Origin of the sequence: Microcoleus sp. D3_18_C2, from assembly GCF_036702395.1 — a bacterium.
Lineage (GTDB): Bacteria > Cyanobacteriota > Cyanobacteriia > Cyanobacteriales > Microcoleaceae > Microcoleus.
Genome location: NZ_JAUBTG010000027.1, coordinates 55,485 through 77,987, shown reverse-complemented (window position 1 = coordinate 77,987; position 22,503 = coordinate 55,485). Strand labels below are relative to the sequence as shown.

Here is a 22,503-nt window from a genome sequence, read left to right as displayed (position 1 = left end):
CGCCCGTCCAAAAAGGACGGGCGGGACGCCCATCCCACAATAATAATTAAAATTATAAGTTATTTAATTAGCAATCATTAGGGAGTACCGCGCTCCAAAGAGTAAATGTAGGGTGAAGACGGACTACAGAGAACCCGATAGCGACTGTTTAAACTGCATCACAACGGATTTCGATGATAAATCCATCAGGATCGTAAAAGTAAATGCCGCGTCCTGTAGCGCGAGTAACGGGGCCGCTATCGATCGCAATTTGATTTGACTTTAGCACTTCCAGAGCGCGATCGAACAAATCCGGCTCAATATCGAAGGCTAAGTGGTTGGCGCGGGTAAAAGCTTTCTCCGGGTCTGGGTTTGGCGGTTCCAAGTCGGGCTGCCAAAATAAGTCAATAACAGTACCGTCTGGGGTAACGAAATTAGCGACTTTACCAGCGGCTACCATTTCTGTTAAAGTTGCGGGAATTTCTGCACCTGTTAGTTCGTGCAGACCGAGAATTGTACCATAGAAGTGGCGGGAAGCTTTCATGTCGCGCACGTTTAAAGCAATATGGTGAACGCGGCGCAAATTCCCCGGCGCGAGGGCAATTTTGACGTTGTTTTCGGTAGTTTGCATGATTGTCATCAATTGCGAATGTTCAAATTGAAAGGAGTTTGATTTATTCAGATGGTCTGCTGTAAAATAAGCATTTTAAGTTGGTAGTCAGGACTTAATCGGGGCCTCGAAACCGGGTTTTTTACCTTTGGTGCGGTCTACAACGTGTCTTTTCGTAAAAAAACCCGGTTTCTCAACAATTGTGAGTAAGTCCTAGTATTGTTATTTTTCTTTAGGAAATGATGCCATGCCTACAAATAGCATGGCCAGACCACCTGCCAGAATTGCGAAGGCAAGTACACCTACAACTAAATCTAATCCCGATGTATTTTCCATTAAATTAAACAGTTCTCCAATTAAATACAATCATCGGTATTTGTTCATGGTTTAGTGCTTGCACACAAGGGGGAAAAGCAGAAGGAAAAAAATAGCTTTCAACTTATTGGAAAAAAAGCCTATTAATTTCTTCCCTCTTCCCTAAACATCCATCCGTTAAATCAGTTAAATCCTGTACACTGCTTAGTTGCCGAACTTCTTATTTCGCCAATTCTCGATCGATGGCAGCGATCAGTTCGGGCGAATCGGGGCCAACACTACTGCGGAATCTGGCAACCACTTCACCCTGTTTGCTAACTAAGAATTTCTCAAAATTCCAGGAAACCTCACCCTTGGGCTCGACTGCACTCGTAAGCTTAGCGTACAGCGGGTGCTGCTGAGTGCCTTTAGCGCGTACTTTGTCAAATAATTCAAAGGTGACGCCGTATTTTGTAGTACAGAAATTGACGATTTCTGGATTACTTCCGGGTTCTTGACCTCCGAAGTCGTTGCAGGGAAATCCTAAAACACGGAGTCCAGCCGCGCTGTACTTCTGGCTTAATTCTTCGAGTCCTTTGTATTGAGGTGTATAGCCACATTTGGAAGCTACATTAACTATCAAGAGTACCTGGCCAGCGTACTCTCCTAGCTGCTTGTCTTCGCCTGCGATCGTTTTTACTTTAATGTCGGAGATTGTGCTGGGCATTTTCAAATACTTTTAAATTTGACCACCACAATTTTACCGCAAGTCGCTACAATTTTGTCTAGAGGTCGATCGCTAAAAATTTCCATATCCCGGTCGGGGCGGGTTGACGGATATCGGGCTTATATTATAGATATTGGTAAACCCGCCACTACCAAAATTACGGTTAATTTACCGAACATGATCTTAGTAGATGGCGGTGAACTTTCTCCCCAGCACGAATCGCCACAGTCCGTTCTTAGATTTAAGTTTCTCGCTAATAGCTAAAATCTAGACCGAAAAGGACGAATATTTTAACTCTCTGAGTGGTGTTCCGTCATCCATTTTTGGTAAGTATCCTCAAGTTGCTTGTCTTCGAGAACGAGTTCTAGGCGGACTTTGACGCAACCGTGACGGGGTTGAGAGGCGATCGAATTTAAGATTTTGCTAGCTTTCTGCACAGAGGTAAATTCAGCCTTAACTGTCGGTTCTTGGCGATCGCTCTTAATCTCCGTCAAATCTATACCGGTGATGTTTCCCTCGCCTAAATCTATTTCTGCCAACACCTTCGGATCGTCGCCGACTTGTTCGACAATCAGCTTTTCCCACTGGATAGGTACTTGTACCATCCGAGTTTCAATTTCTTTACGTACTATGACTTCGCCGACTTTGCGCTTGCTGCGATTGATCACCAATCGTTCTTCTAGCAGGCGAATTACTTCTTGATCGACAATATCCAAGTTTTCCTCATCCCGATCTGTCTCCCAATTTCCATCTGTGCGATCGGCATCTGTTAGATTTGACATAACTGTTGAGGCATTTGTTAATTCACGGTTGCTAAATTCATTATCCGGTTCCGAGGGATTTTCTAAATACGGATGCTCGCCATTTGCCGAAACTACGGGCAGCAGATCGACTTGAGCCGAATTAATAGTTACAAACAGCGCTTTTTGGTGATAATCCACTTTCTTGAGCAGCTTAACACTTAATAAAAAAATGCGGGGATTTTCGCTGCCTAGCCCGGTCACGACAAAGTTTAACTGACCGTTAGCATCAAAATAGACATCTTTAACTTTGCCGACCAAATGACCTTGGTTGTCTTTGACGGTAAAACTTTTTAGCTTAGTTCTGACTTTTTCAGGTACCCGGTTGAGACGGGTTATTGATTTGGCAGTTGCTATTTTTTCTGCTGATGCTTGACCGTTCATTTTTTAAACTTTCCTGCTTAGGGATTTTTATTATGAATTGGTAAGGGGAAATTGGTAAAGGCGGGGAAAGTGCATAAACGTTGCCAAAACTAGACAAGTTTTGTACCCCCCCCGCCAATCACATAGGAATTGCGCGATCGCCACCAATTCAATCAAACCTGCGCGGTGACAGAATTATGTCATTAAGGCACAATTCCTATGCAATACCTGTTGCGGTTGGTTTAGATGTTTTTATTATCTACAACCGCAGTGCCATCGGTCTTAACCTCTAATTCTTCACGACGCAAGGTTTCTTCGCCCTCAACCGTGGTGCGAACAACTTCTTTTCTGACGTTGACTTCTTCGCGCACGAAAGCTTCCTTGTGAATGTCGGCAGTTTCTTCGTAGACTTCCATGCGTGCAACTTCCCCTGATTGGAAGTCAGCCTCACCGACTGAAACTACTCGACCCGCTTCTACCGGGGTTACTCGATCGATTACAACTCGTTCTTTTTCAATGGGTACTGAAGCTCGCGCTGTTTCAGTTTCCACGCGCTTGCCAACTGCTACTTCGCCTGTTTTTGCGCGGTGTTTGTTAGCAATCAAGCGTTCTTCATAAAGCTTGAGATTTTGGTGCTGCTGTTCGTTGGTTTCGTAGAGGGGGCGATCCATATCGTAGCTGTAGCTGCTGCGATCGTAGCTAGCAGGAGTTGCAGTGCGGGCCGCGGCAGTGTCTTGATTGCGGTAGACGCCTCTTACCTGTTCTTCGCGATCGTAATCTAATGGTTCTAATTCATTGTAAGCTGGCAATTGTTCTGCTTGAGCTTTGTTGCGAAGACCTGTGGCGTGGACGCGACGGGCGCCGTAGTCGAAGCGAGCCGAGCCGATTGGCAACAATACTTTTTTGCCAAAAATCCAAATACCGGTATCAATTACCAGATAGCGAAAACGACCACTGTCATCAACCAAAGCGTCATAAACCGTGCCTACTTTTTCATCCGAGTCGCCAGCATAAACATCAAATCCCTTGATGTCGTCTCCAGCAAAGATTTCTTCCTGATAATTAGGATAAAAGTCTGCTAATTTTTGAAGTGCCATGTGTTTTTCCTCTTTGTTCTACTTAATTTAATAGTAGAAATTAATTCGTTCAGTTCCCTCTCCCTAAAGTCAGAAGTGTATCATTTAGGTTGTTTAATCCTATAGGAATACTACGGCATCTCTTCTTCTGTGCTAGCGCGCTCAGCTATTTTAAAGATTGTAAAACTATAAAATCGTCAATCTTATAACAAGTTTTAAAACTGAAAGCCAACCGTAGGAAAACGGCATTGCGGTGTCCTACTCCCCCTGCTGGACACTCCTTTGCGCTGTGCCTACTGTTAATAATTGTTAACTAGGTAGTGACAAATCAACATTACATAGTAGTACACAAATCTCAAAGCCCCTCATCTTGTAGGAGAGGGCAGGGCTGTTTTATTCTCACGGAAATCATGGTTTTGTAGGGGTAGCGCCCCCGTGCCTACCCCCTCCACGGACGTGGGGAAATCATGGTTTTGTAGGGGTAGCGCCCCCGTGCCTACCCCCTCCACGGATGAAGGGAAATCATCGTTTTGTAGGGGTAGCGCCCCCGTGCCTACCCCCTCCACGGACGTGGGGAATCGGTGTTTCAAATATCGGGGCAACCACGGGGGGTTTGCCCCTACGGATAATGAAACAGCCGTGTAGGAGAGGGGCTTCGGGAAAGCTAGAAATTTTAAGTTCAGAGTTGATTGAATTGAGTTCTGATAGCTTCTATCCGTTTGCGGTTAACTCCCAAATCCGACTGTCCCAGACGCGAAGCCGATCGCACATGGATCACTTTCGCTCCATCATCTACCAAAAATTCAACGTCATCAACAAACCCCATCAAAGCACTGGTGAACTCCGCATACAGGTAATTATCAGTTGCCGTGATAATTTTAGTTTTGCCATAGGACTCGATCGCCCCTTTGAGCTTTACCATCGCTTCACTCTGGGACGAAGTGTATGCCAAAGGCTCAATTTTGTGTTCGGCATCTTGACTGAAGCTGCTGACGCAGTTGGGGGAACTCGGGCACGCTGCGAGTTTTCCTGACTGAATTCCGATATTGGCAGGTCTAGTTCCAGCAAACATTGTTTTTTCTCCGGGTAGAGCGATAAAAGTAGCGATCGACAGTACCGCTACTGCTAGCAGTGATATTAAAATAACTAGGACTCTTTTCAACGCTGTCGGCGATTTTGTTTCAACTGTTTGCAAAGGATTAGCCCTCCTGAAAGTATAAATGCGGTCTACCTTTCATATTAATTGAAATTTACATCATAAACTTAAAAAGATTTCTTTTGTTCTTCAATTAACCAGTAAGTCAGCATCTTTCCTTTGCCTTTGATCGGGATATGACCCCGTTCTTCCAAAACAAACTGCTCTTTCAAACGCTCGTAAGTCGCCTCCGTCACTTGAATTTTACCAGGCAATCCGTTCGACTCCATGCGTGAAGCAACATTAACAGTATCGCCCCACAAATCATAGCTAAATTTACTAATCCCAATAATTCCAGCCACCACCGAACCGCTGTGAATTCCGAGTCTCAATTGAAAATTTTCTCCCATTTTGGCATTAAACCTCCCCAAAGCTGCCTGCATCTCCAAAGCTAAAAGTGCGATCGCCGAGGAGTGATCCTCCCGCGGCGTCGGCAAACCCCCAACCACCATGTAAGCATCCCCAATCGTCTTAATCTTTTCCAACCCGTGCAATTCAGACAACCTATCGAACTCCGAAAAAATCCCATTCAAAATTTCTACCAACTGCGTCGGACTTTTGTGAGCCGAAAACTCTGTAAAACCCACCAAATCAGCAAACAAGACGCTCACCTCATCAAAATGCTCCGCTATCAACTTTTGCTCTTTTTGCAAACGATCCGCAATAGGTTTCGGTAAAATATTCAGCAGCAATTTTTCTGTTTGCTCTTGCTGCACTTTCAGAGCTGCTTCAGCTTGTTTGCGCTGAATCAACGAACCGAGCTGCGTAGCAACCGCGCTCACTAATTCCAACAAGCGCGGCTGACAATTCAGAACTTTCTCGCGATAAAAAATCAAAATAGCTAACACTTGGTTTTCCGCCAAAATTGGCACCCCAAAAGCCGCTTTCAATCCCACACTCAGCGCAATTTTAGCTCTTAAAAAAACTTGTTCCGGTGCATTAGAAACATCATCTATCCATTCAGACTGCTGCGACTGCCAAATCCTACCCGGAAGTCCCACACCGGGAGCAAAAATCAACTCCCAACTTGTTTGTTGGAATTGGGCAAAACTGGAGTCACTCACGTACCTACCTGTAGCGCATTTTAAAAACCCCTCACTGCAAGGAATCCAAGCTTCGCCCAGATTCCATTCAATAGTTTTGCAAATTAAACCTAAGATCACATCTATAGCCGACTCAAAATCTTCAGATTTGCTAATAGCTTGTGTAGCCTGCAGCAGCAATCTTGTTTCCATTTCCACCTGGTGGCGTTCAGCGATTTCCTGGTGCAACTGGATATTTTGATCGGTCAATTTTTGATTTTTTTCTTGCAATTGCATTTGCAATGAACGCACAGTAAGTTGATTGCTGACTCGTGCCAATACTTCTTTCACCTGAAAAGGTTTAGTTATATAATCCGAGCCGCCCACTTCAAAAGCTTTGGCTTTATTTATTCCTTCTTCCAGCGCACTCAGGAAAATGATGGGAATTTCCCGAAATTGCAATTGGGATTTTAATTTTTTACATAGTTCGTACCCGTCAATATCCGGCATCATAATATCGAGCAAAATCAAATCTGGCGCGCTAGATTGAATAGCATCTAACGCCGAAAAACCATTAGTAACTGGTCGAACTTTATAGCCATTTTTTTGCAAAATTCTAATTAACAAACGCAGATTATCTGGTGTATCGTCAACTACTAAAATATCCGCTTGATGGTTTTCAGTTTGTTCCGCCTTCATCTGCATTATCTGATTCCTCCGCCTCGGCAATTAAATTGAGAATTTTCTGGTAATCAAAATTATCGAGATGACCCTGGAGGATTTCCGCCAATTCAGGATGAGGCCTCCTTATTTCGTCGATTGTCCTGACAATTAAGTCAAAATCAGCACTGCGGATTACCTGCTTCATGTTGTCTATCCATTCTGCGGGAAGTATGGGTAAATAAGCAAGCGCAGCATTAGAGAGCGAGTCAGATAAATTATTTGGATCGCCTATTGAGATAAAGTCCGTTGAGTTAGAGTAGAGATACCTCACCCCCAAATGTTTGGTGATGGCATCAAATATATCGGTTTTGCGGAAAGGTTTGCTAATAAAATCGTCGCAGCCGACCAATAAAGCAAACGCTTGCCTTCCTTCAATTGTACTAGCTGTCAAAGCAATAATCTTCGGAATCGGGGATTCGGGATCGGAAATATTCATTTCCCCCTCTTGCTCTCTCTGCTTGATTCTAGTCTTAATTTGTTTAGTAGCTTCGTAGCCGTCCATCACCGGCATTCGCACATCCATCAAAATTAAGTGCGGATGCCAATTTTCCCACATTTCTATTGCTTCCTGGCCGTTGGTGGCTTCTTCCACCCCGAAACCTAAAGGAGAAAGCATTTTGACTAAAAGTTGGCGGTTGTCTTCGCGATCGTCCACAATTAAAATCCGGTAGCACGGTTGATTGGGTTCCAAACCACTCACTTCGCGGTTAAGTTCCGGATCGGGAAGCTCAGCAGCATCAACGGCACCCACTGGAATTTCAAATTTAAAAGTAGTGCCGAGTTCCAGTTGACTTTCTACGACAATTTCGCCTCCCATCAGGCGGACAAATTGACGACTGATCTTCAATCCTAAACCCGTGCCTTTCTGATTTTTTTGACCGGAAGCTGTTTGCACAAAAGCATTAAAAATGCTGCCCAATTCTTCAGGAGCAATGCCAACTCCTGTATCTTCAATTTCAAATAGAAGAAAAAAACCAGGCACAGTTGAACCCTCAGCCTCATCGCTCCATTCAACCTTTGCAAAATCACTGCTAGTTCTCGAAAAATCCCGAATACTTCTTGTGGTATCAAAGCAAGCTGTAGAACTATCCAGTAAATCCAGAAAACCCGATTTTTCTAACTTGATAACTCTTAAGATGATTTCGCCTGTTTGGGTAAACTTAATCGCATTACTCAGAAGATTAATCAACACTTGCCGCAGTTTAATATCATCGGTTCGCACGTACTGAGGAACGTCAGCATCGCGCTGAAAATGCAACTGCAATTCTTGATTATGTACCCGCAGTTGAAACATATCTTGCAAATCGTCAAGCAAGCGGTAGATGTCGAAGTTTTTCGGGTTAAGTGTCATCCGCCCCGCTTCGATTTTTGACAAGTCTAAGACTTCATTGATCAAGGTAAGCAAGTGTTCGCCACTACGGCGAATAATTCTCATATTTTCTCGGTTTTCGACAGTAAGATCCGGACTGGGTTCCATGATTTGTGCAAAGCCGAGTATAGAATTGAGAGGGGTGCGTAACTCGTGGCTCATATTGGCGAGAAACGTGCTTTTAGCTTTGTTTGCTGCTTCAGCAGCTAATGCAGCTTGTTGCAGTTGTTCTGTACGTTCGTCAATTTGGGCTTCTAAGGTGTGGTGGTAATCTGCTAGTATTTTTTCCGCTTGTTTGCGATCGCTAATATCTTGAAAAGCTGCGATCGCATAAACAATATTTCCGCTAGCGTCAAAAATCGGCGTGGTATTGATCTCGATCGCAATTCTTTTGCCATCTTGACGGATTTCTACATCGTCAACCTTGACAGATTCTCCATTCAGTGCACGCAAAATTGGCAGATTATCCGGCGGATAAAGCTCATCAGTATTGGCAACATACAGTTGATAAGTCGCAGCTAATTGTTCCGCAGTGCTTTCCGGGATAGTGTCTGCACCCAGCAAATCCCGCGCTGTCTGGTTGAAATAGGCGATCGAGCCATCGGGATGATAAACAGATACCCCCACTGGCAAAGCTTCTAAAAATTGACTCAGGCGGCTTTCACTGGCAGACAGCGCCTCATTTGCTAGCTTTAACTCCTCATTTACTTCTTGGCGCTTATGAATTTCATCTGTTAACTTTTGATCTTGCAAATAACTGTGAACTGCTTCTACTACCGTTAATTTTAAGTCTTCATTTTGCCAAGGTTTAGGAATATAACGGTACAACTTAGCATACTTGATAGCATTGCTCAGGGCTTCCAAATCAGCTTGTCCCGTTAGCATAATAGTCAGCGTCTCCGGCGAGCTTTCGTGAATTTTTCTGAGCAGTTCATCTCCTTTAATATCCGGCATGATATAATCGGAAAGCACCAAAGCAATCTCGTATTCATCTGCCCGCAAATCTGCCAGCAACTCTAAAGCATCAGCCCCCCCTTCAGCGGTTTCAATTATACACCGATCGCCGATCGCCTTTTTCAGTTCAATCTTTAAACTGTTCAAAACGTCAGGTTCATCATCAATACAAACAATCACAGGTTTTTTCATAACTTAGCCAGCCCAGATTTTATAATTTCTATTAAGTCTTTGCTTTGCCAGGGTTTGTACAAACAACAGTATAAATCTGCTTCTTCTACTGCCCGCTGAACAGCCGATACCTCGGCCTGTCCAGTCAACATCACTTTAATAATTGTAGGATACTTTTGGTGAACTTTGATTAAAAGTTCGTCACCTTTAATTCCCGGCATCAGCCAATCCGAAACAACCACAATCACCTGAGCTTTTTCTTGAAATTCCTCAAGTAAATCTAAAGCTTCATCACCACTTTCAGCTAATTCATAAAAATAATCATTTTTAAATTCATTTTTGAGCTGCATCTTGAGAGTATTCAAGATATCTGGTTCATCGTCAACGCAAATAATTACAGGCTTATTCATCTTTTCCTCTCTGCTTAAATTTTCTTAGGTTTATCGATAGGACTTGCTTTTACATTTTTTTACATTATTGATTTCGGGCAAGGAAGCAGGATATCTGTCCCCTATCTTATTTTAATAGGACTTCCGAAGATTAACCCGGTTTATTGTAATAAATCTTGTATTTGTCAGCGAGACAGCGACGGGAGTCAATCGATTTTAGATTTTAGATTGCAGATTAAAGAATTGAAGCCTTGACTTGCGCGAGATAAATTCGGGCGCGCCTTTATCCGATACAAGTTTTTTATTTCTGGACGGGTGAATTTGGGGGCTGGCATCCTGGATGTTTTCGGTCAGAGGGAATCAGCTCCTACAGGTAAGTTTTGTTTAATAAATTGGCAGCGAGACTGTAAAAGTTGTCTGCCCCGGTACAGAATCAACAGCAATTGTGCCTTCGTGTTTTTCCACAATTTTTCTCACAATATCCAATCCCAAACCGCTACCTTCGCCCGCAGATTTTGTCGTAAAAAATGGCTGAAAAATTTTGGGAATAACTTCTGAGGGAATACCTTTGCCGTTATCAGTAAACTTAAGTAAAATATTCGCCCCTTGCTGCCCAGTTTCAATCGTCAAAACACCTTTATAATCCATTGCTTGCAGGGCATTATGAACGAGATTCGTCCAAACTTGATTTAAGTCATCGGGATAGCACATAATTTCGGGTAAATCTCCATAATTTTTCACTACTTCTATACCGTGTTTTAGTTGATTTTGATAAAGGGTTAACACCGTTTCAATGCCATCATGTAAGTTCGCCTGGACTTTTTCTGGTTTGCTATCAAAATGAGCGTAGGTTTTTAAGGCAAATACTACTTTTCCCGACTTCGCTGTGGCTCTTTGGATCAGGCTAATACTTTTTTTAAAGCTCGCAAACTGGTAAGCACTATTTAAAACTACTTCCCAATCCGGCGATTTGAAAAGCGGCAAGAACTCTTCTATATTTTCGTAGATTTCCATGTCAACTAAAGTATCCGCAATTTCCTCGGAGTTTTCAACAGATTCTGCCATCATGTCCGCAGTCAACTGCTGCTTAAACTTGCGTTTTTCTCTACTTGTGAATAAAACTTCTTGATGGGTTGCTCTGTACATTAAAGCTAAAAAATAAGCTTTGCTTTCGTCAGAAAGTTTTTGATAAATTTCCTGAAATTTCTCTAAAAAATCGTCGGAAAAATTAGCTATATTATTAATAGAAGAACCTATAATGCCCAGGGGGGTATTGATTTCGTGGGCAATGCCGGCAATCAGTTGTCCCAGGGCTGCCATTCTTTCCGATTGAATCAAATGCTCTTGGGTGGCTTGCAGTTGGTGGAGCGCCGTTGCTAAATCTTGATTTTTTTCTTGCAAAGTTTGTTGCAGCGAACAAATTTTTAAATGAGTTTCTATCCGGGCTAAAACTTCTTCAACCTGAAACGGTTTAGTAATAAAGTCAACTCCACCAACTGCAAAAGCTTTAACTTTATCCAGCACGTCATTAATCGCACTAATAAAAATAACAGGAATGTCTTTGGTAATTTCAGAAGCTTTGAGTTGCTGGCAAACTTGATAGCCGTCCATTTCCGGCATCATAATATCCAGCAGCACTAAATCCGGAGGTATTTTTTGAGCAGCAGACAATGCTAGCTTGCCATTGGGTACGGGGCGAACTTGATAGCCTTTTTCGCTCAAAATTCCTGCCAGCAGCCGCAGGTTTTCTGGGGTATCGTCTACTACTAAAATATTAGCTCGATTGGTTTTAGGTATAGTTAAAGTCATCGGGTCTTTACTGTTTCTCGCTGAGTTCGATTATGTTCAAAATTCTGTCATATTCAAAATTATTAATGCAATCTTGAAGCTTGGCCGCAAGAGAGGGATTGACAGTGCCGATTTGTGCGATCGAACTGGCGATCGCCTCCATGTCCACACTCAAAATACTTTGCTTGAATTGGGCCATCCAATCTGGAGAAAGAGAGGCGAAAGCCTCCGGTATCAGCACCTCCTGACTGGACTCCTCTACACCTGTGGCACTTACTGCCGTTGGATCTTCATAAATATAGCGTACTCCTAAATGTTTCCCCATTGCCACAAAGATATCCTCCTCTCGGAACGGTTTCCGCATAAAATCATCGCAACCCGCCGAAAGAATCACCGCCCGTTCTTCCTCCAAAACGCTAGCAGTTAGGGCCACAATCGCCGTTGCTTGCCCGCCAGTTGTAGTTTTAATCTGTTTCGTTGCCTCATAGCCGTCCATCACAGGCATTCTCATGTCCATCCAAATCAGATGCGGTTCCCACTCCCTAAAAATATCAACCGCTTCTTTACCATTATTCGCTTCTCTCAACTCAAATCCGAGTGGACTGAGAAGTTTTACTAACAGTTGGCGGTTCAAAGGTTTGTCGTCCACAATTAGCAAGCGATAACTCGGTTGATTTGGTTCCAGGGCAACAACTCGACGTTGAGTTTTTTTGCTTTCAATATCACTAGCTTCAACCAAATGAACTTGGATATCAAACTGAAATAATGCACCCTTTCCGATCTCGCTGCTAACCGTAATTTCACCTCCCATTAATTGCACGAACTGGCGGCTAATAGCTAAACCTAAACCCGTTCCTTCCTGAGAATCTTTACCTGTTTTCGTCTGCACGAATGCTTCAAATAACTGATTGATTTCCTCAGCAGCAATGCCTGCACCAGTATCTTGAACTTCAAAATGCAGCCAGTAGTGGCCGGGCAATTGGTCAGTGCTGTTTTTATGTATATTCCGCCTTCCTGCTTTGACTTGCATCGACACTCCCCCTTCTGAAGTAAATTTAATTGCATTATTGAGCAAATTAATTAAGACTTGCCGCAATTTAACTTCATCAGTACAAATGTAATGGGGAACTTCTGCATCCCTGTCGAATATTAATTGCAAACCTTTTTGCTCAGCTTTGAGAGCAAACATATCTTCTAAATCGTCGATTAATTGGTACAAATCGAAGCTTTTTGAATTAATAGTAGTGCGTCCGGCTTCAATTTTTGATAAGTCTAAAACTTGGTTAATTAAAGTCAGTAAATGTTCGCCACTCCGCAGGATAATTCCGACATCTTCTTGATTTTCCTGAGACAAAGTTTTACTGCGAAGCATGACTTGAGCAAAACCGATGACCGCGTTCAGGGGCGATCGCAATTCGTGGCTCATATTGGCGAGAAAGGTACTCTTCGCTTTGTTTGCTGCTTCGGCCGCTTCTTTCGCCTGCTGCATTTTGATTTCCGCTTGTTTGCTATCAGTAATGTCTTTAATAAAGCCTTCGTAGTAAAGCAGATTTCCTGCTTCATCGCAGACAGCGCGACAATTTTCCGAAATCCAGATTATGCTGCCATCTTTGCGGTAAATTTCCGATTCAAAGTTTGATAGTATTCCGTCCTCGTTCATCAGCGCAGCAAATTCATCGCGGCGGTTGGGTTTCACATAAAGCTGGTTATGGAAATTCGGCTGTACTGCTATTAAATCTGCTGGCGAGTCGTAACCGTAGATGTTAGCTAAAGCGGGGTTAGCGCTGATGTATTTCCCGTCAATAGCAGTTTGAAAAATTCCATTCAAAGCATTTTCATAAATATTGCGGTACTTTTCTTCTGCTTCCCGGAGTGCAGTTTCGGCTTTTTGGCGCTCGGTAATATCGCTAGAAATCGACAAAAAACAAGCTTCTCCGTCAATATTGATGGTTTCTATAGACAGTAGTGCCGTTCTTTCTGTACCATTTTTATTGCGAAACCTCAGCTCATAATTGTGAATAGCCGTCTTATTTTTCAACATTTGAATCATGCGATCGCGCTCTCCCAAACTCGCCCAAAAATTGAGTTCTACCGCAGTTTTGCCAATGATTTCTTCGTGACTGTACCCCATCATCCGACAAAAGCTTTCATTGGCTTCTATATGACGACCATCGCTGATTCTAGTCAGGGTAATCGCATTAGGGCTTAAACGGAAAGCTTTAGAAAACTTTTCTTGTGCTTTGGCAAAATCGGCGGTACGTTCGGCAACTTGCACTGCCAAATTGTCGTTGTATTCCTTTAATACTTTCTCCGCTAGTTTGCGTTCTGTAATATCTTGAAAAGCGCACATCCCGTAGATAACATTTCCTTGAGCGTCATAAATAGGAGTTCCCCAAACTTGCAGGGGAACAGTTTTGTCAGTCGAGGTGATTTCAAGGTCATCAACTGTTACACTCTTACCCTGCAAAGCATTTAAAATTGGGTCGCGTTCTGCCGGGTAAATTTCCTGAGTCCCAGCTAAATAAACTCGGTAGGATTGACGTAAAGTTTCGGAATCGGCTGGTACAATTCCTTGAGCTAACAATTGCTCTCCAGTAGGATTAATGTAGTGAGGTTGACCGTTGGGATCGGCAATAAAAATTCCTAGCGGTACTGCATTTAAAAATTGTTTTACTCGGTTTTCGCTTTCCGAGAGAGAAGTAAATGAATGCTGCAATTGCTCGGCCATGCTGTTAAAAGCAGTGGCAAGTTCTCCGAGTTCATCTTCGCGATTCAGAGTGAGCTTTGTATCCCATTCATTCCGCGCCAAAGCTTTCGCGGCAGCATTCAATCTTAAAATCGGCTGAATTACCCATTTAGCAGTAAGAATTCCCAGAATTGTCGCCCCCAGCAATGCTGCAAGCGACAGTAAAAAAGTCGTGCGCGTGTTGAGGTTAATTTGCTCCATAAAGTCAGACTCTGGCACAACTACGACAATCAGCCAATCCAACCCTCGATCGTCTTTAAAAGGAGCTACCTGAATAAAATTTCGCTGGCCATCAACATCAAAAGTAAGTTGTTGAGAATTATTAATTTTAGCTAAGCTATCGTAGGATTTATCTAAATGTTGTGCAGTTTGGCGAATTACCGGATTTTCGCTTTCTGAAGCTTTAATGCGCCTTGTTTCTTTACCTTCCACCACGAATTCTGGACTCGCCGTAGAAGTAGCAATTAACATCCCCGATCGCTCCATGACAAAAGTTTGTCCTGATTTGCCAATTTTGAGGCTAACGAGAAATTCTTTGATGCGGGAAAACAGCAAATCGCTGCCAGCTACGCCTAACAATTTGCCAGCGTCGTCGTAGATAGGCAAAGCAGCCGTAATTGCCAGTTCCCTAGTCAAAAAATCTGTATAAATTGGAGTCCAAATAGGTTTTTTTGCCGCAGCCGCTGCTATGTACCAAGGGCGAGTTCGCGGGTCATAAATATCGGGTGAAATTTGCACTAATTGAACGCGGTTTCCCTGAGAGTCCGCAGTATATCGAGCTAATTTATTGTCAGTAGAGCTGTCAGCAGCAGATATCAAAATCCCATCTTTAGTGCGGATTGCTCCAGAGTGTTCTCCATTTTCTTTGCCTGTGTAAATGATACTGATAGAATCAAAATATTGAATTTGTTCTAGAAAATGATGTTCTAGTTTTTGCTTGTCTTCTAGGTTCAATTGCCCCAGTTTTATGCCTTGAAGGTTCAGGTAATTTACAATGTGGGGAATTGACATATAATGTTCCATGCGGTCTTTGATGCGATCGCTAATTTCTCCCCGCAACTGAGCAGCAACATCGTTGACTGCCCGCTGACCGTTTTGGAAAGATAGCCAACCTACAACTCCTACCGTGCCGACAATTTGCACTAAAAAAGGAACCACTAGCACCGTTTGTAATGGAACTTTGCCGATAAATTTTGTAGCTAAACGATTGAGGGGTTTAGGAAACATATTCATCCTAAAAGTAGTGAAAATGGGCATTTTAAATTAGTAGATGTTAAAATCTTGGGTCGAGAGACGAGCGAGGAATATAAAATCCGGTTAATCACTCATCGTCAAATTGTTTTAACTGGACCTTTAAGAGTTTTGAGGACTTCCGTCCTCACTAAGTAGGTGCAAACTTATATCTGGCACCATTCTCAATTAGCCTTTTAGGAACAGGCTTTTCGGCCTGTTCCACAAGAAAAATTATCTTTTGTGGAACGGGCCCCAGAGCCCGTTCTTGAGAATGGTGCAAGATGTGAGTGCAAATAAACATTACATGGTTCGGGCGGGTGAGAGGACTCATCTACTCGCTGTGATCGTGGATCTTAGCTCAATCCTCCCTGATAAGATACTATGGTTATTTTGTGATGACCTACTTAGGATCGCGAATTAAATAATTGACACTCTTGAAAGTGGGGAGTAGAGGTTGGGCCTAAGAGCCCGCCCTTTATGGACGGGCGGGACGCCCATCCCACAAGAACCATGACGCATTGTAAGTTATTTAATTCTCATTCCTTACAAACTTACAGTTCGCGATCGCACTCCGACCCAAGACAGCGGGTTTCGGCTTCGCTCAACCACCGGGTTTTTTACTGCATCTGCGGGATTGAACGAAGTATGACTGTGAAAAAAACAAGGTGAGGATTACCCGTGGATCGCGAACTAACTTAATTAGAGTACGATCGCCCAAATGTTAGCACGATCGCACTATCCAGAGCAGCAAACACCCCAAAAATCTGTATTTACCTGCGATTCAACTCCATCCTTTCGCCGTAACGTAAAAGCATATCCAAACTCTCCAAACGATTCTGCCAAGTTTGTACCTGATAGCTATTTTCCGCAGAATGCAAGCGCATCGAAGATTGAAACTGAGATTGAAAACTCCCCAACAATCTTTTAGCAGTTGCTAAACTTTCTCTAGAAGGATTTGCCGCCAACTTGCTCAAAGCTTGCGCCAATTCATCCGCCCGACTTTGCAAAACCTTCAGTTCAGATTCCGACACCCGCAACTCATTGTTAGCTAACAAAAAACTCCATTCCTGCTTGAGAGCAGTATACCGCGAAGCCGCCGCTGCAAACGGCTGTCGGTAAGGAATGGGCTCTGCAGCAGAAGTAGAACGCACTGGCGGGCCTTGAGTGCGGTTAAAAAACCCCTGCATCGCGCTGCTGATACTTTCCACAGCAAAAATAGCATAGCCCCCAGTCGGTAAATCGCGCAAAGCTTGAATTTGGTCGATCGCCACAACTTCCGGGAGAGTCAACAACTTAACCGAGGGAGAAATCAAAGCCGAACCCAGAATTTGTTCATTTACCAAGGGTTCAGTGATGCGTTGAAGTCGGTTCGTATCCAAAGCATAAGTCATCGGCACAATCAAATCTACAATGCCCTGACGAGCCCAAACTTCCCAATTTTGCTGAATTTTGTAAATCCGCTGACTTTCCGGGTGCGGAAACACTGCAACCGACAGAATTGTGCGCGGATAATTCTGCCGCAAAAGCTGAGAAACTTCAGCTACAAAACTATTAATTTGATTAGTTTTAAACTCAACCCACTGCCGCCACAAACTGCCGTTTCTGGGGGAAATATTCACCGGGTCTGCACCAGTCAACTGCCTAAATTGCTGCCTCGCCGCAATACCGTAACCGTAAGTAAAGTTCGCATTATCATCTTGAAAAGGATAGCGAATATAGTCTAATTGCACTCCATCTACTTTGTAGTTATTGGCAATTTCGCTGACTATTTGTAGCAAATAATTCCGCGCTTCCGGGTTTGCCGGATCGAGATAAAATTTACCATCGTTAGGATTTTGCGTGCGTCCTTTATTGTCAATATTTGCCCACTGTGGATGAGCGGAAAGCACCGGGCCGGGATAAGAACTAGGCTGGCCAATTAAAGTATTGTGGCGCTTATTTCCTGTGGCAAAAACCCAGACCCAAGCGTGCAGTTCCATGCCTCGCTCGTGGGCTAATTTAACTGCCGATGCCAGCGGGTCCCAGCCAACTGTTAGGGGATTTTGTTGCGGTGCAACTTGACTGGGATAAATGGTATATCCGGCATTCAATGTTTCAAAGAAAACAGTATTGATACCTGCGGCGGCGAGTCGATCGAACACTGCCGCCAAACCCTGTTCAGATCGTGCTGCGACGATCGTCCCGCGATCGAGCCAAACCGCCCGAATTTCCGCCCCAACCCGCTGTCCTTCCTTCGGGTAATTTTCCCACAGCAACTGTCGCGCTTCCACCCACTGCTTTCTCGCCTCCGCGTAGTTTTGCTCTTGCAGCAGTTGGTCAAAAGTTTGCAAAACCTGCCGCGCTTGGGCGATCGCCCGTACCCTGATCGCTTGCAGAACAGGGGGGCGACTGGCTGCTGGGCCGCCTCCGCCCTGTTCTGCAGCCAGCAGTTGAGGGGAGGTAGCAGCATTGAGATTGATGGCGGTATTGGCTGAATTAGATGCTGTCAGGGCGCTTTCAAACCGGCCGAGGAGGTTAGTGAGTTCTTGGCGCATCAAGTACGCTTCAATGCTGACGATCGGCTTATTGGAATTGGGCTGCACGTCCAAACCCGCCGGCGCCGACTGATCCGAAGGGTCTGTAAAAGTTGCAGGTACTGAATCGGGAAGCGAGCCAGAGGGAGAAAGTCGGCTCAGCGGGGTAGTACGCGGCAAACTAGGGCTGTTTCTAGTGACTCTGGAGGGGGGGGTTGGCAGTGGGGTCGCGGCAGCAGTGGGCGGCGCGGAGGGCCCAGAAGCGATTGTGCCTCCCCAGCGGGCGATCGAGGCTTGGAGCCAAGCCTTATCTACATTTGCCGAACCGTCGCTACCCCAACGCCAGCCAAGGTAGGTAGCGCGATCCGTGGCGATGGCTGCGGAGGAACCGGAACTATCTTTCCAAGTAGCAATAGTTTGACTGTTTGCATCAGCCGGAATCAAGACACCGCCTTGGACTGAGGCATTTTTTTGTTCGGGTGGCACCCAATTGCTAGAAGTAGTGCAAGCCAGATCCCGACAGCGGCTGCGCGGTTGCGGAGTCGCCGGTTGGGTTAACGGAAAAGCCCAATAGGCCCCAAGGAGCGATCGCAAAGATTGGCGCACCAAGGCTGGGGAACTGCGGCCGACGGGGCCCGAAGCAATCAAGCGGCCGCCCTGGGATGCCCAAGCTTCTAAAACTTTAATTTGTGCCGGACTCAAAGTTTCAATGTTGGGCAAAAACAGCACGTTAACGCCTGTTAAATCCCCCAAATTTTTGATTTCTTCGAGATTGATTGGTTTGTAAGCAATGCCACTTTCCCAGAGGCGCGTGGTAATCTTTACCCAGTCGGGAGAATTCTCGGAACTGCGAACTACGCCCAGAACTACTTCTGCGAAACTCGGAGAGGGAAATAGGATGAAGAGATGGAGTAATGTACTCGCTAGAGTGCCAATTAGGACTCTTTGCAAGAAAGTGAAAAAGCGAGTTTTTTTAGCCTGGGAGCAGGCATCAGGCAGTCGATCGGGCTTTTTGATTTGTTGCATCATAAAATAGGAGAATTACCCAGCGCACCGTTTCGGAAAATTTCAATAACAATTAAGATCGAGCGATTTTAGATTTTAGATTTTAGATTTTAGATTTTAGATTTGGGATTTGGGATTTGGGATTTAAATCTGGGTCTATTCCTCATGACAGTTGACAGTTGACTGTTTGAATATTTGGACATTTGAACAATACCGATGCCACCGGAAACGATTTTAGATTAAAATCTGGGTGCATTTGGGTTGAAAAACCAAAAATACAATTTAGATGCCGCACAGCTTAGGAATGAGAATTAAATAACTTGCATTTGTTGTAGGTTGGGTTGAGGAACGAAACCCAACAATCAAGCGTGGCGTTGGGTTTCGTTCCTCAACCCAACCTACGAAGTTATTTAATCCACGATCCTTACAGCCAAAAGTCAACAGCCAACTGTCAACTGTCAACAGCCAACTGTCAACTGTCAACTGTCAACACTTTTCTAACTTGCAGCTTCATTCACCGGGAATCTATCGATTAACTGCATCGCCCGACAAGCATTCCTCCGCAAAGAATCGGAAACATGAGGAACATGAGGAATCTGAGACAAGAAATCCAAAGTCCGGCGCAAAATCCGCACCACATCCCCTTCATCCAAACTCGTATGGCTAATCAGTTCCAGCCATTCAACACCCAGAGCCCACTGTTCAACCAAAGTCACTAAATCCCGTTCCAGCCAAATCGGAATTGCAGAATCGTGCTTGCGCTGCACTTGAAACAATCGGCGGCGCAAGCCTTTTTGCAGATTGTCCAAAGGTGCCAAAACTTCTGGCGACAGCGAGTAGTGAGTCCAACTGTCGGGCCTGGAAACTTCTGTAACTAAGGCCGCGCAAGCTGCAGCGAGGTGGTGGGGGTCGAGTTCGTCAAACTCGGCAGACATCAGGGACAAACCCAGCCACAGTTCGTTATCGCCGCGAATGGCGGCGCAAGCTTGACCCAAGATTGTGGGTACTAACCTACCGGAGGAGTCATCTCGGTTTACATTTGCCGAAACTACTCTTTCCAAGCAGCCAAAATTCAGCAAGATGTCGATTAAGTTGAGAAATTCCTCCCAGTAGCGAGCTCTCTGCTTTTCTAAGTCTTCTTCGCTTTTGCGAACTTCTTTTTTCAATTCTTCCCGGCGGCGCTGACGTTTGAGCAAAGTACCGGGATTGCCCCATTCTAGAACCGGGTGAATTTCTAGCTGAGCTTCTAGGGCTGCGATTTTCCGCTGTTGCTCGTGAGCCTCTGGGGTCGGTTCTGGTGTGGGCAATGGTGGGATCGATGCAGCAATTGAAGCAGTTTCTTCAGTTCCCAAGCGGCACTGGCCGAGTCTCAGGGGCATTTCCGAGGGCGGGTTCAAGGTATCTGCAACGCTCAAGCGGGGTAATTCGGCGTGCAGGGTAGCGACATCGCTAATGGCGACGACATACCAGCGGTTATCTTTGCCCAAGCACACCAAATTTGGTGCTTGGCCGGAACCTGCGACTTTGGCAACCAATACGGCGGGTACAGGAGTTGTGTGCGATCGTTTGGCTGTCGGAACGTGCTTGCCTTTGAGACTCAGAACCGTGCCGAGCACTGCAAAAGCCACAGCTACGGACATTTCCTTAAATCTGGCTTCTTCAGCTTGCTGCAATAGAGTTTTCAGCAAACGTTTGTCTTCTTTGAGTCTGCCCTGCAATTTTTCGTAATGGGCGAGGTTTTTTTCCAGGGTGGAGACATTTCCTCCGGCCGCTAGGGACTGTTCCAGCACTGCTAATTCTGTTTGCAGTCGGTCTAATTCTGATTGCTGGGGCTGCAAGTACAAGGTAGACAGGTATTGACCAAAACTCCGCTCTACCAACTCTTGAGCTTCGTCGAGAGTGTGTGTTTGCAGCAAATTCAGCACCATGCCGTAGCTGGGCGTAAACTGACTGGCGAGGGGGTCGGCTTTGGCTGTTGCCAAATAGGAGGCTTCTTTTGCGCCTTCAAAGCGCGTCTGAACTGCGACCACGTGCCCCTGCTTGTCCATGCCCCGCCGACCCGCCCGACCGGCCATTTGGAGGAATTCTGAAGCGTTTAGCAGTCGGTGTCCCTTGTCGGTGCGCTTGGACAGGGTGGAAATGACTGTGGTGCGGGCGGGCATATTTATCCCGGCTGCTAGGGTTTCGGTGGCAAATACGACTTTAATCAAACCTCTGCCGAAGAGTTCTTCTACTAAACCTTTCCAAGCGGGCAAAATGCCTGCGTGGTGGGCGGCGATGCCTTTTAAAAGTGCTTCTTTTTGACCGAAGCGTTCTGCTTCTGGGTTTCGCTGTAAAAAATCGTCAATGATGCGTTTGAGTTCGGCTGTTTCGGCTTCGTTAACTAGGGAGAAGTTGCCGACTTCTGCGACTGCTTGGTCGCACCCGCGACGGCTGAAGATGAAGTAAATTGCTGGTAGCATATCTCGATCGTCCAACCGGGCCAAAACATCGGTCAAACTCGGAGTGGGGATGCTGCCTCTTTCTACTTTTTGCTGCTTCTTTTTGGGGACTAACCGGACATTCGCTCTTTTGCCGGTCTCGTCTAGCAGCGGAAATATCCCTTTTTGGTTGGCGAAGTGGAATTGCAGGGGTACTGGCCGAAAGTCTGAGTAGACGAGCTCTGTGGGCCCGTGGACTTTGTTAATCCAGTCTGTGAGTTGCTCGCTATTGGCAACGGTTGCTGAGAGGGCCAGCAGTTGAATTTCGCTCGAACAGTAGATGATGGATTCTTCCCAGACGGTACCGCGCTGGCGATCGTTCATGTAGTGACACTCGTCGAGCACGACGGTTTCGACTCCGGTGAGGGAAGTGCCGACTTCTCCGATCGGCGTACCGTAGAGCATATTCCGAAATATTTCGGTAGTCATCACCAAAATCGGCGCATCTCGATTGACGGAGATGTCGCCGGTGAGCAAACCTACGTTGTCGTCTCCAAATTGACTGCGGAAGTCGCGCAGCTTTTGGTTAGAGAGTGCTTTGAGGGGTGTGGTGTAGAAGACGCGCCGCCCTCTGTCGAGTGCTTGATGGATGGCGTATTCGCCGATTAACGTTTTCCCAGAGCCTGTGGGAGCGCACACGACAACGGATTTACCTGCATCGAGGGCGGCGATCGCCTCTCTCTGAAAGTTATCTAGCTCGAAGGGAAATATGGTCTTCAGATCCAGCTCTGGGCGGTTCTGGGCAGTGTCTGGCACAAGGATTATTATCAGGTTTCAGGGTAAGTATGCTGAAATCTTGCTAAAAGCAAGTCAGCAGGGGACTGTATTGATTTTAGACCAACGCCCGCAAATCGGCTATGAAGGAAGAGGGAAGAAGGAAGAGGGAAGAAGGAAGAGGGAAGAGGGAAGAAGGAAGAGGGAAGAAGGAAGAAGGCAAAAATTTTTTCTTTCTTGTGCCAACTGCCAAAACATGAGGTGCTCATAGGGCATAGGGTTCCGTGGGCATAGGGCTCGCCCCCATACCTCACCACGCTTGAGAACCGCTATATTGATTAGTCCCAGCCGA

The 22,503-nt window shown here is 45.3% G+C and carries 13 protein-coding genes; 1 reads left to right on the top strand and 12 read right to left on the bottom strand.

Features of this window, described 5'->3' with window-relative positions; genetic code table 11:
- Positions 1 to 148: 148 nt before the first annotated feature.
- Positions 149 to 610 carry a VOC family protein gene (locus QUA88_RS17360; protein WP_333234346.1) on the bottom strand — a complete coding sequence of 154 codons (462 nt, stop codon included), beginning with the start codon at positions 608 to 610 and terminating at the stop codon, positions 149 to 151.
- Positions 611 to 1,124: 514 nt separating this feature from the next.
- Positions 1,125 to 1,610: a glutathione peroxidase gene (locus QUA88_RS17355; protein ID WP_333161383.1), complete on the bottom strand. Its 486-nt coding sequence runs from the start codon at positions 1,608 to 1,610 to the stop codon at positions 1,125 to 1,127.
- 18 nt (positions 1,611 to 1,628) lie between these two features.
- On the opposite strand from QUA88_RS17355, the gene QUA88_RS17350 reads away from it, so the two are divergent.
- On the top strand, positions 1,629 to 1,874 hold the full coding sequence (locus QUA88_RS17350) for a hypothetical protein (protein WP_333262597.1): 246 nt from the start codon (positions 1,629 to 1,631) through the stop codon (positions 1,872 to 1,874).
- A 26-nt stretch (positions 1,875 to 1,900) separates the two neighbouring features.
- Here QUA88_RS17350 and QUA88_RS17345 read toward each other — a convergent pair whose 3' ends face one another.
- From QUA88_RS17345 to QUA88_RS17300, 10 genes are all read right to left on the bottom strand, one after another.
- The gene (locus tag QUA88_RS17345; RefSeq protein ID WP_333272845.1) at positions 1,901 to 2,794 is read right to left on the bottom strand and encodes a DUF2382 domain-containing protein; all 894 of its coding nucleotides are present in this window, start codon (positions 2,792 to 2,794) and stop codon (positions 1,901 to 1,903) included.
- 221 nt (positions 2,795 to 3,015) lie between these two features.
- Positions 3,016 to 3,870: a DUF2382 domain-containing protein gene (locus QUA88_RS17340; RefSeq protein WP_333233412.1), complete on the bottom strand. Its 855-nt coding sequence runs from the start codon at positions 3,868 to 3,870 to the stop codon at positions 3,016 to 3,018.
- A gap of 658 nt (positions 3,871 to 4,528) precedes the next feature.
- Complete coding sequence (locus QUA88_RS17335) at positions 4,529 to 5,044, bottom strand: DUF1499 domain-containing protein (RefSeq protein WP_333210579.1); 516 nt, start codon at positions 5,042 to 5,044, stop codon at positions 4,529 to 4,531.
- Between the two features lie 68 nt (positions 5,045 to 5,112).
- A complete protein-coding gene (locus tag QUA88_RS17330; protein ID WP_333055985.1) occupies positions 5,113 to 6,771 on the bottom strand; it encodes an adenylate/guanylate cyclase domain-containing protein in 1,659 nt (552 codons plus the stop codon).
- Positions 6,746 to 9,304, bottom strand: a complete 2,559-nt coding sequence (locus QUA88_RS17325; RefSeq protein ID WP_333055986.1) for a response regulator — start codon at positions 9,302 to 9,304, stop codon at positions 6,746 to 6,748. Before QUA88_RS17325 ends, QUA88_RS17330 begins: the two co-directional genes overlap by 26 nt.
- Positions 9,301 to 9,693 (bottom strand): response regulator, encoded by a 393-nt coding sequence (locus tag QUA88_RS17320; protein ID WP_333055987.1) that lies wholly within the window; start codon positions 9,691 to 9,693, stop codon positions 9,301 to 9,303. Before QUA88_RS17320 ends, QUA88_RS17325 begins: the two co-directional genes overlap by 4 nt.
- A gap of 363 nt (positions 9,694 to 10,056) precedes the next feature.
- Positions 10,057 to 11,481 carry a response regulator gene (locus QUA88_RS17315; RefSeq protein WP_333055988.1) on the bottom strand — a complete coding sequence of 475 codons (1,425 nt, stop codon included), beginning with the start codon at positions 11,479 to 11,481 and terminating at the stop codon, positions 10,057 to 10,059.
- A gap of 7 nt (positions 11,482 to 11,488) precedes the next feature.
- Complete coding sequence (locus QUA88_RS17310) at positions 11,489 to 15,433, bottom strand: PAS domain S-box protein (protein ID WP_445300596.1); 3,945 nt, start codon at positions 15,431 to 15,433, stop codon at positions 11,489 to 11,491.
- A 776-nt stretch (positions 15,434 to 16,209) separates the two neighbouring features.
- Positions 16,210 to 18,978: a family 10 glycosylhydrolase gene (locus QUA88_RS17305; RefSeq protein WP_445300595.1), complete on the bottom strand. Its 2,769-nt coding sequence runs from the start codon at positions 18,976 to 18,978 to the stop codon at positions 16,210 to 16,212.
- A gap of 476 nt (positions 18,979 to 19,454) precedes the next feature.
- Positions 19,455 to 22,193: a DEAD/DEAH box helicase gene (locus QUA88_RS17300; RefSeq protein ID WP_333055991.1), complete on the bottom strand. Its 2,739-nt coding sequence runs from the start codon at positions 22,191 to 22,193 to the stop codon at positions 19,455 to 19,457.
- Between the last annotated feature and the right edge of the window lie 310 nt (positions 22,194 to 22,503).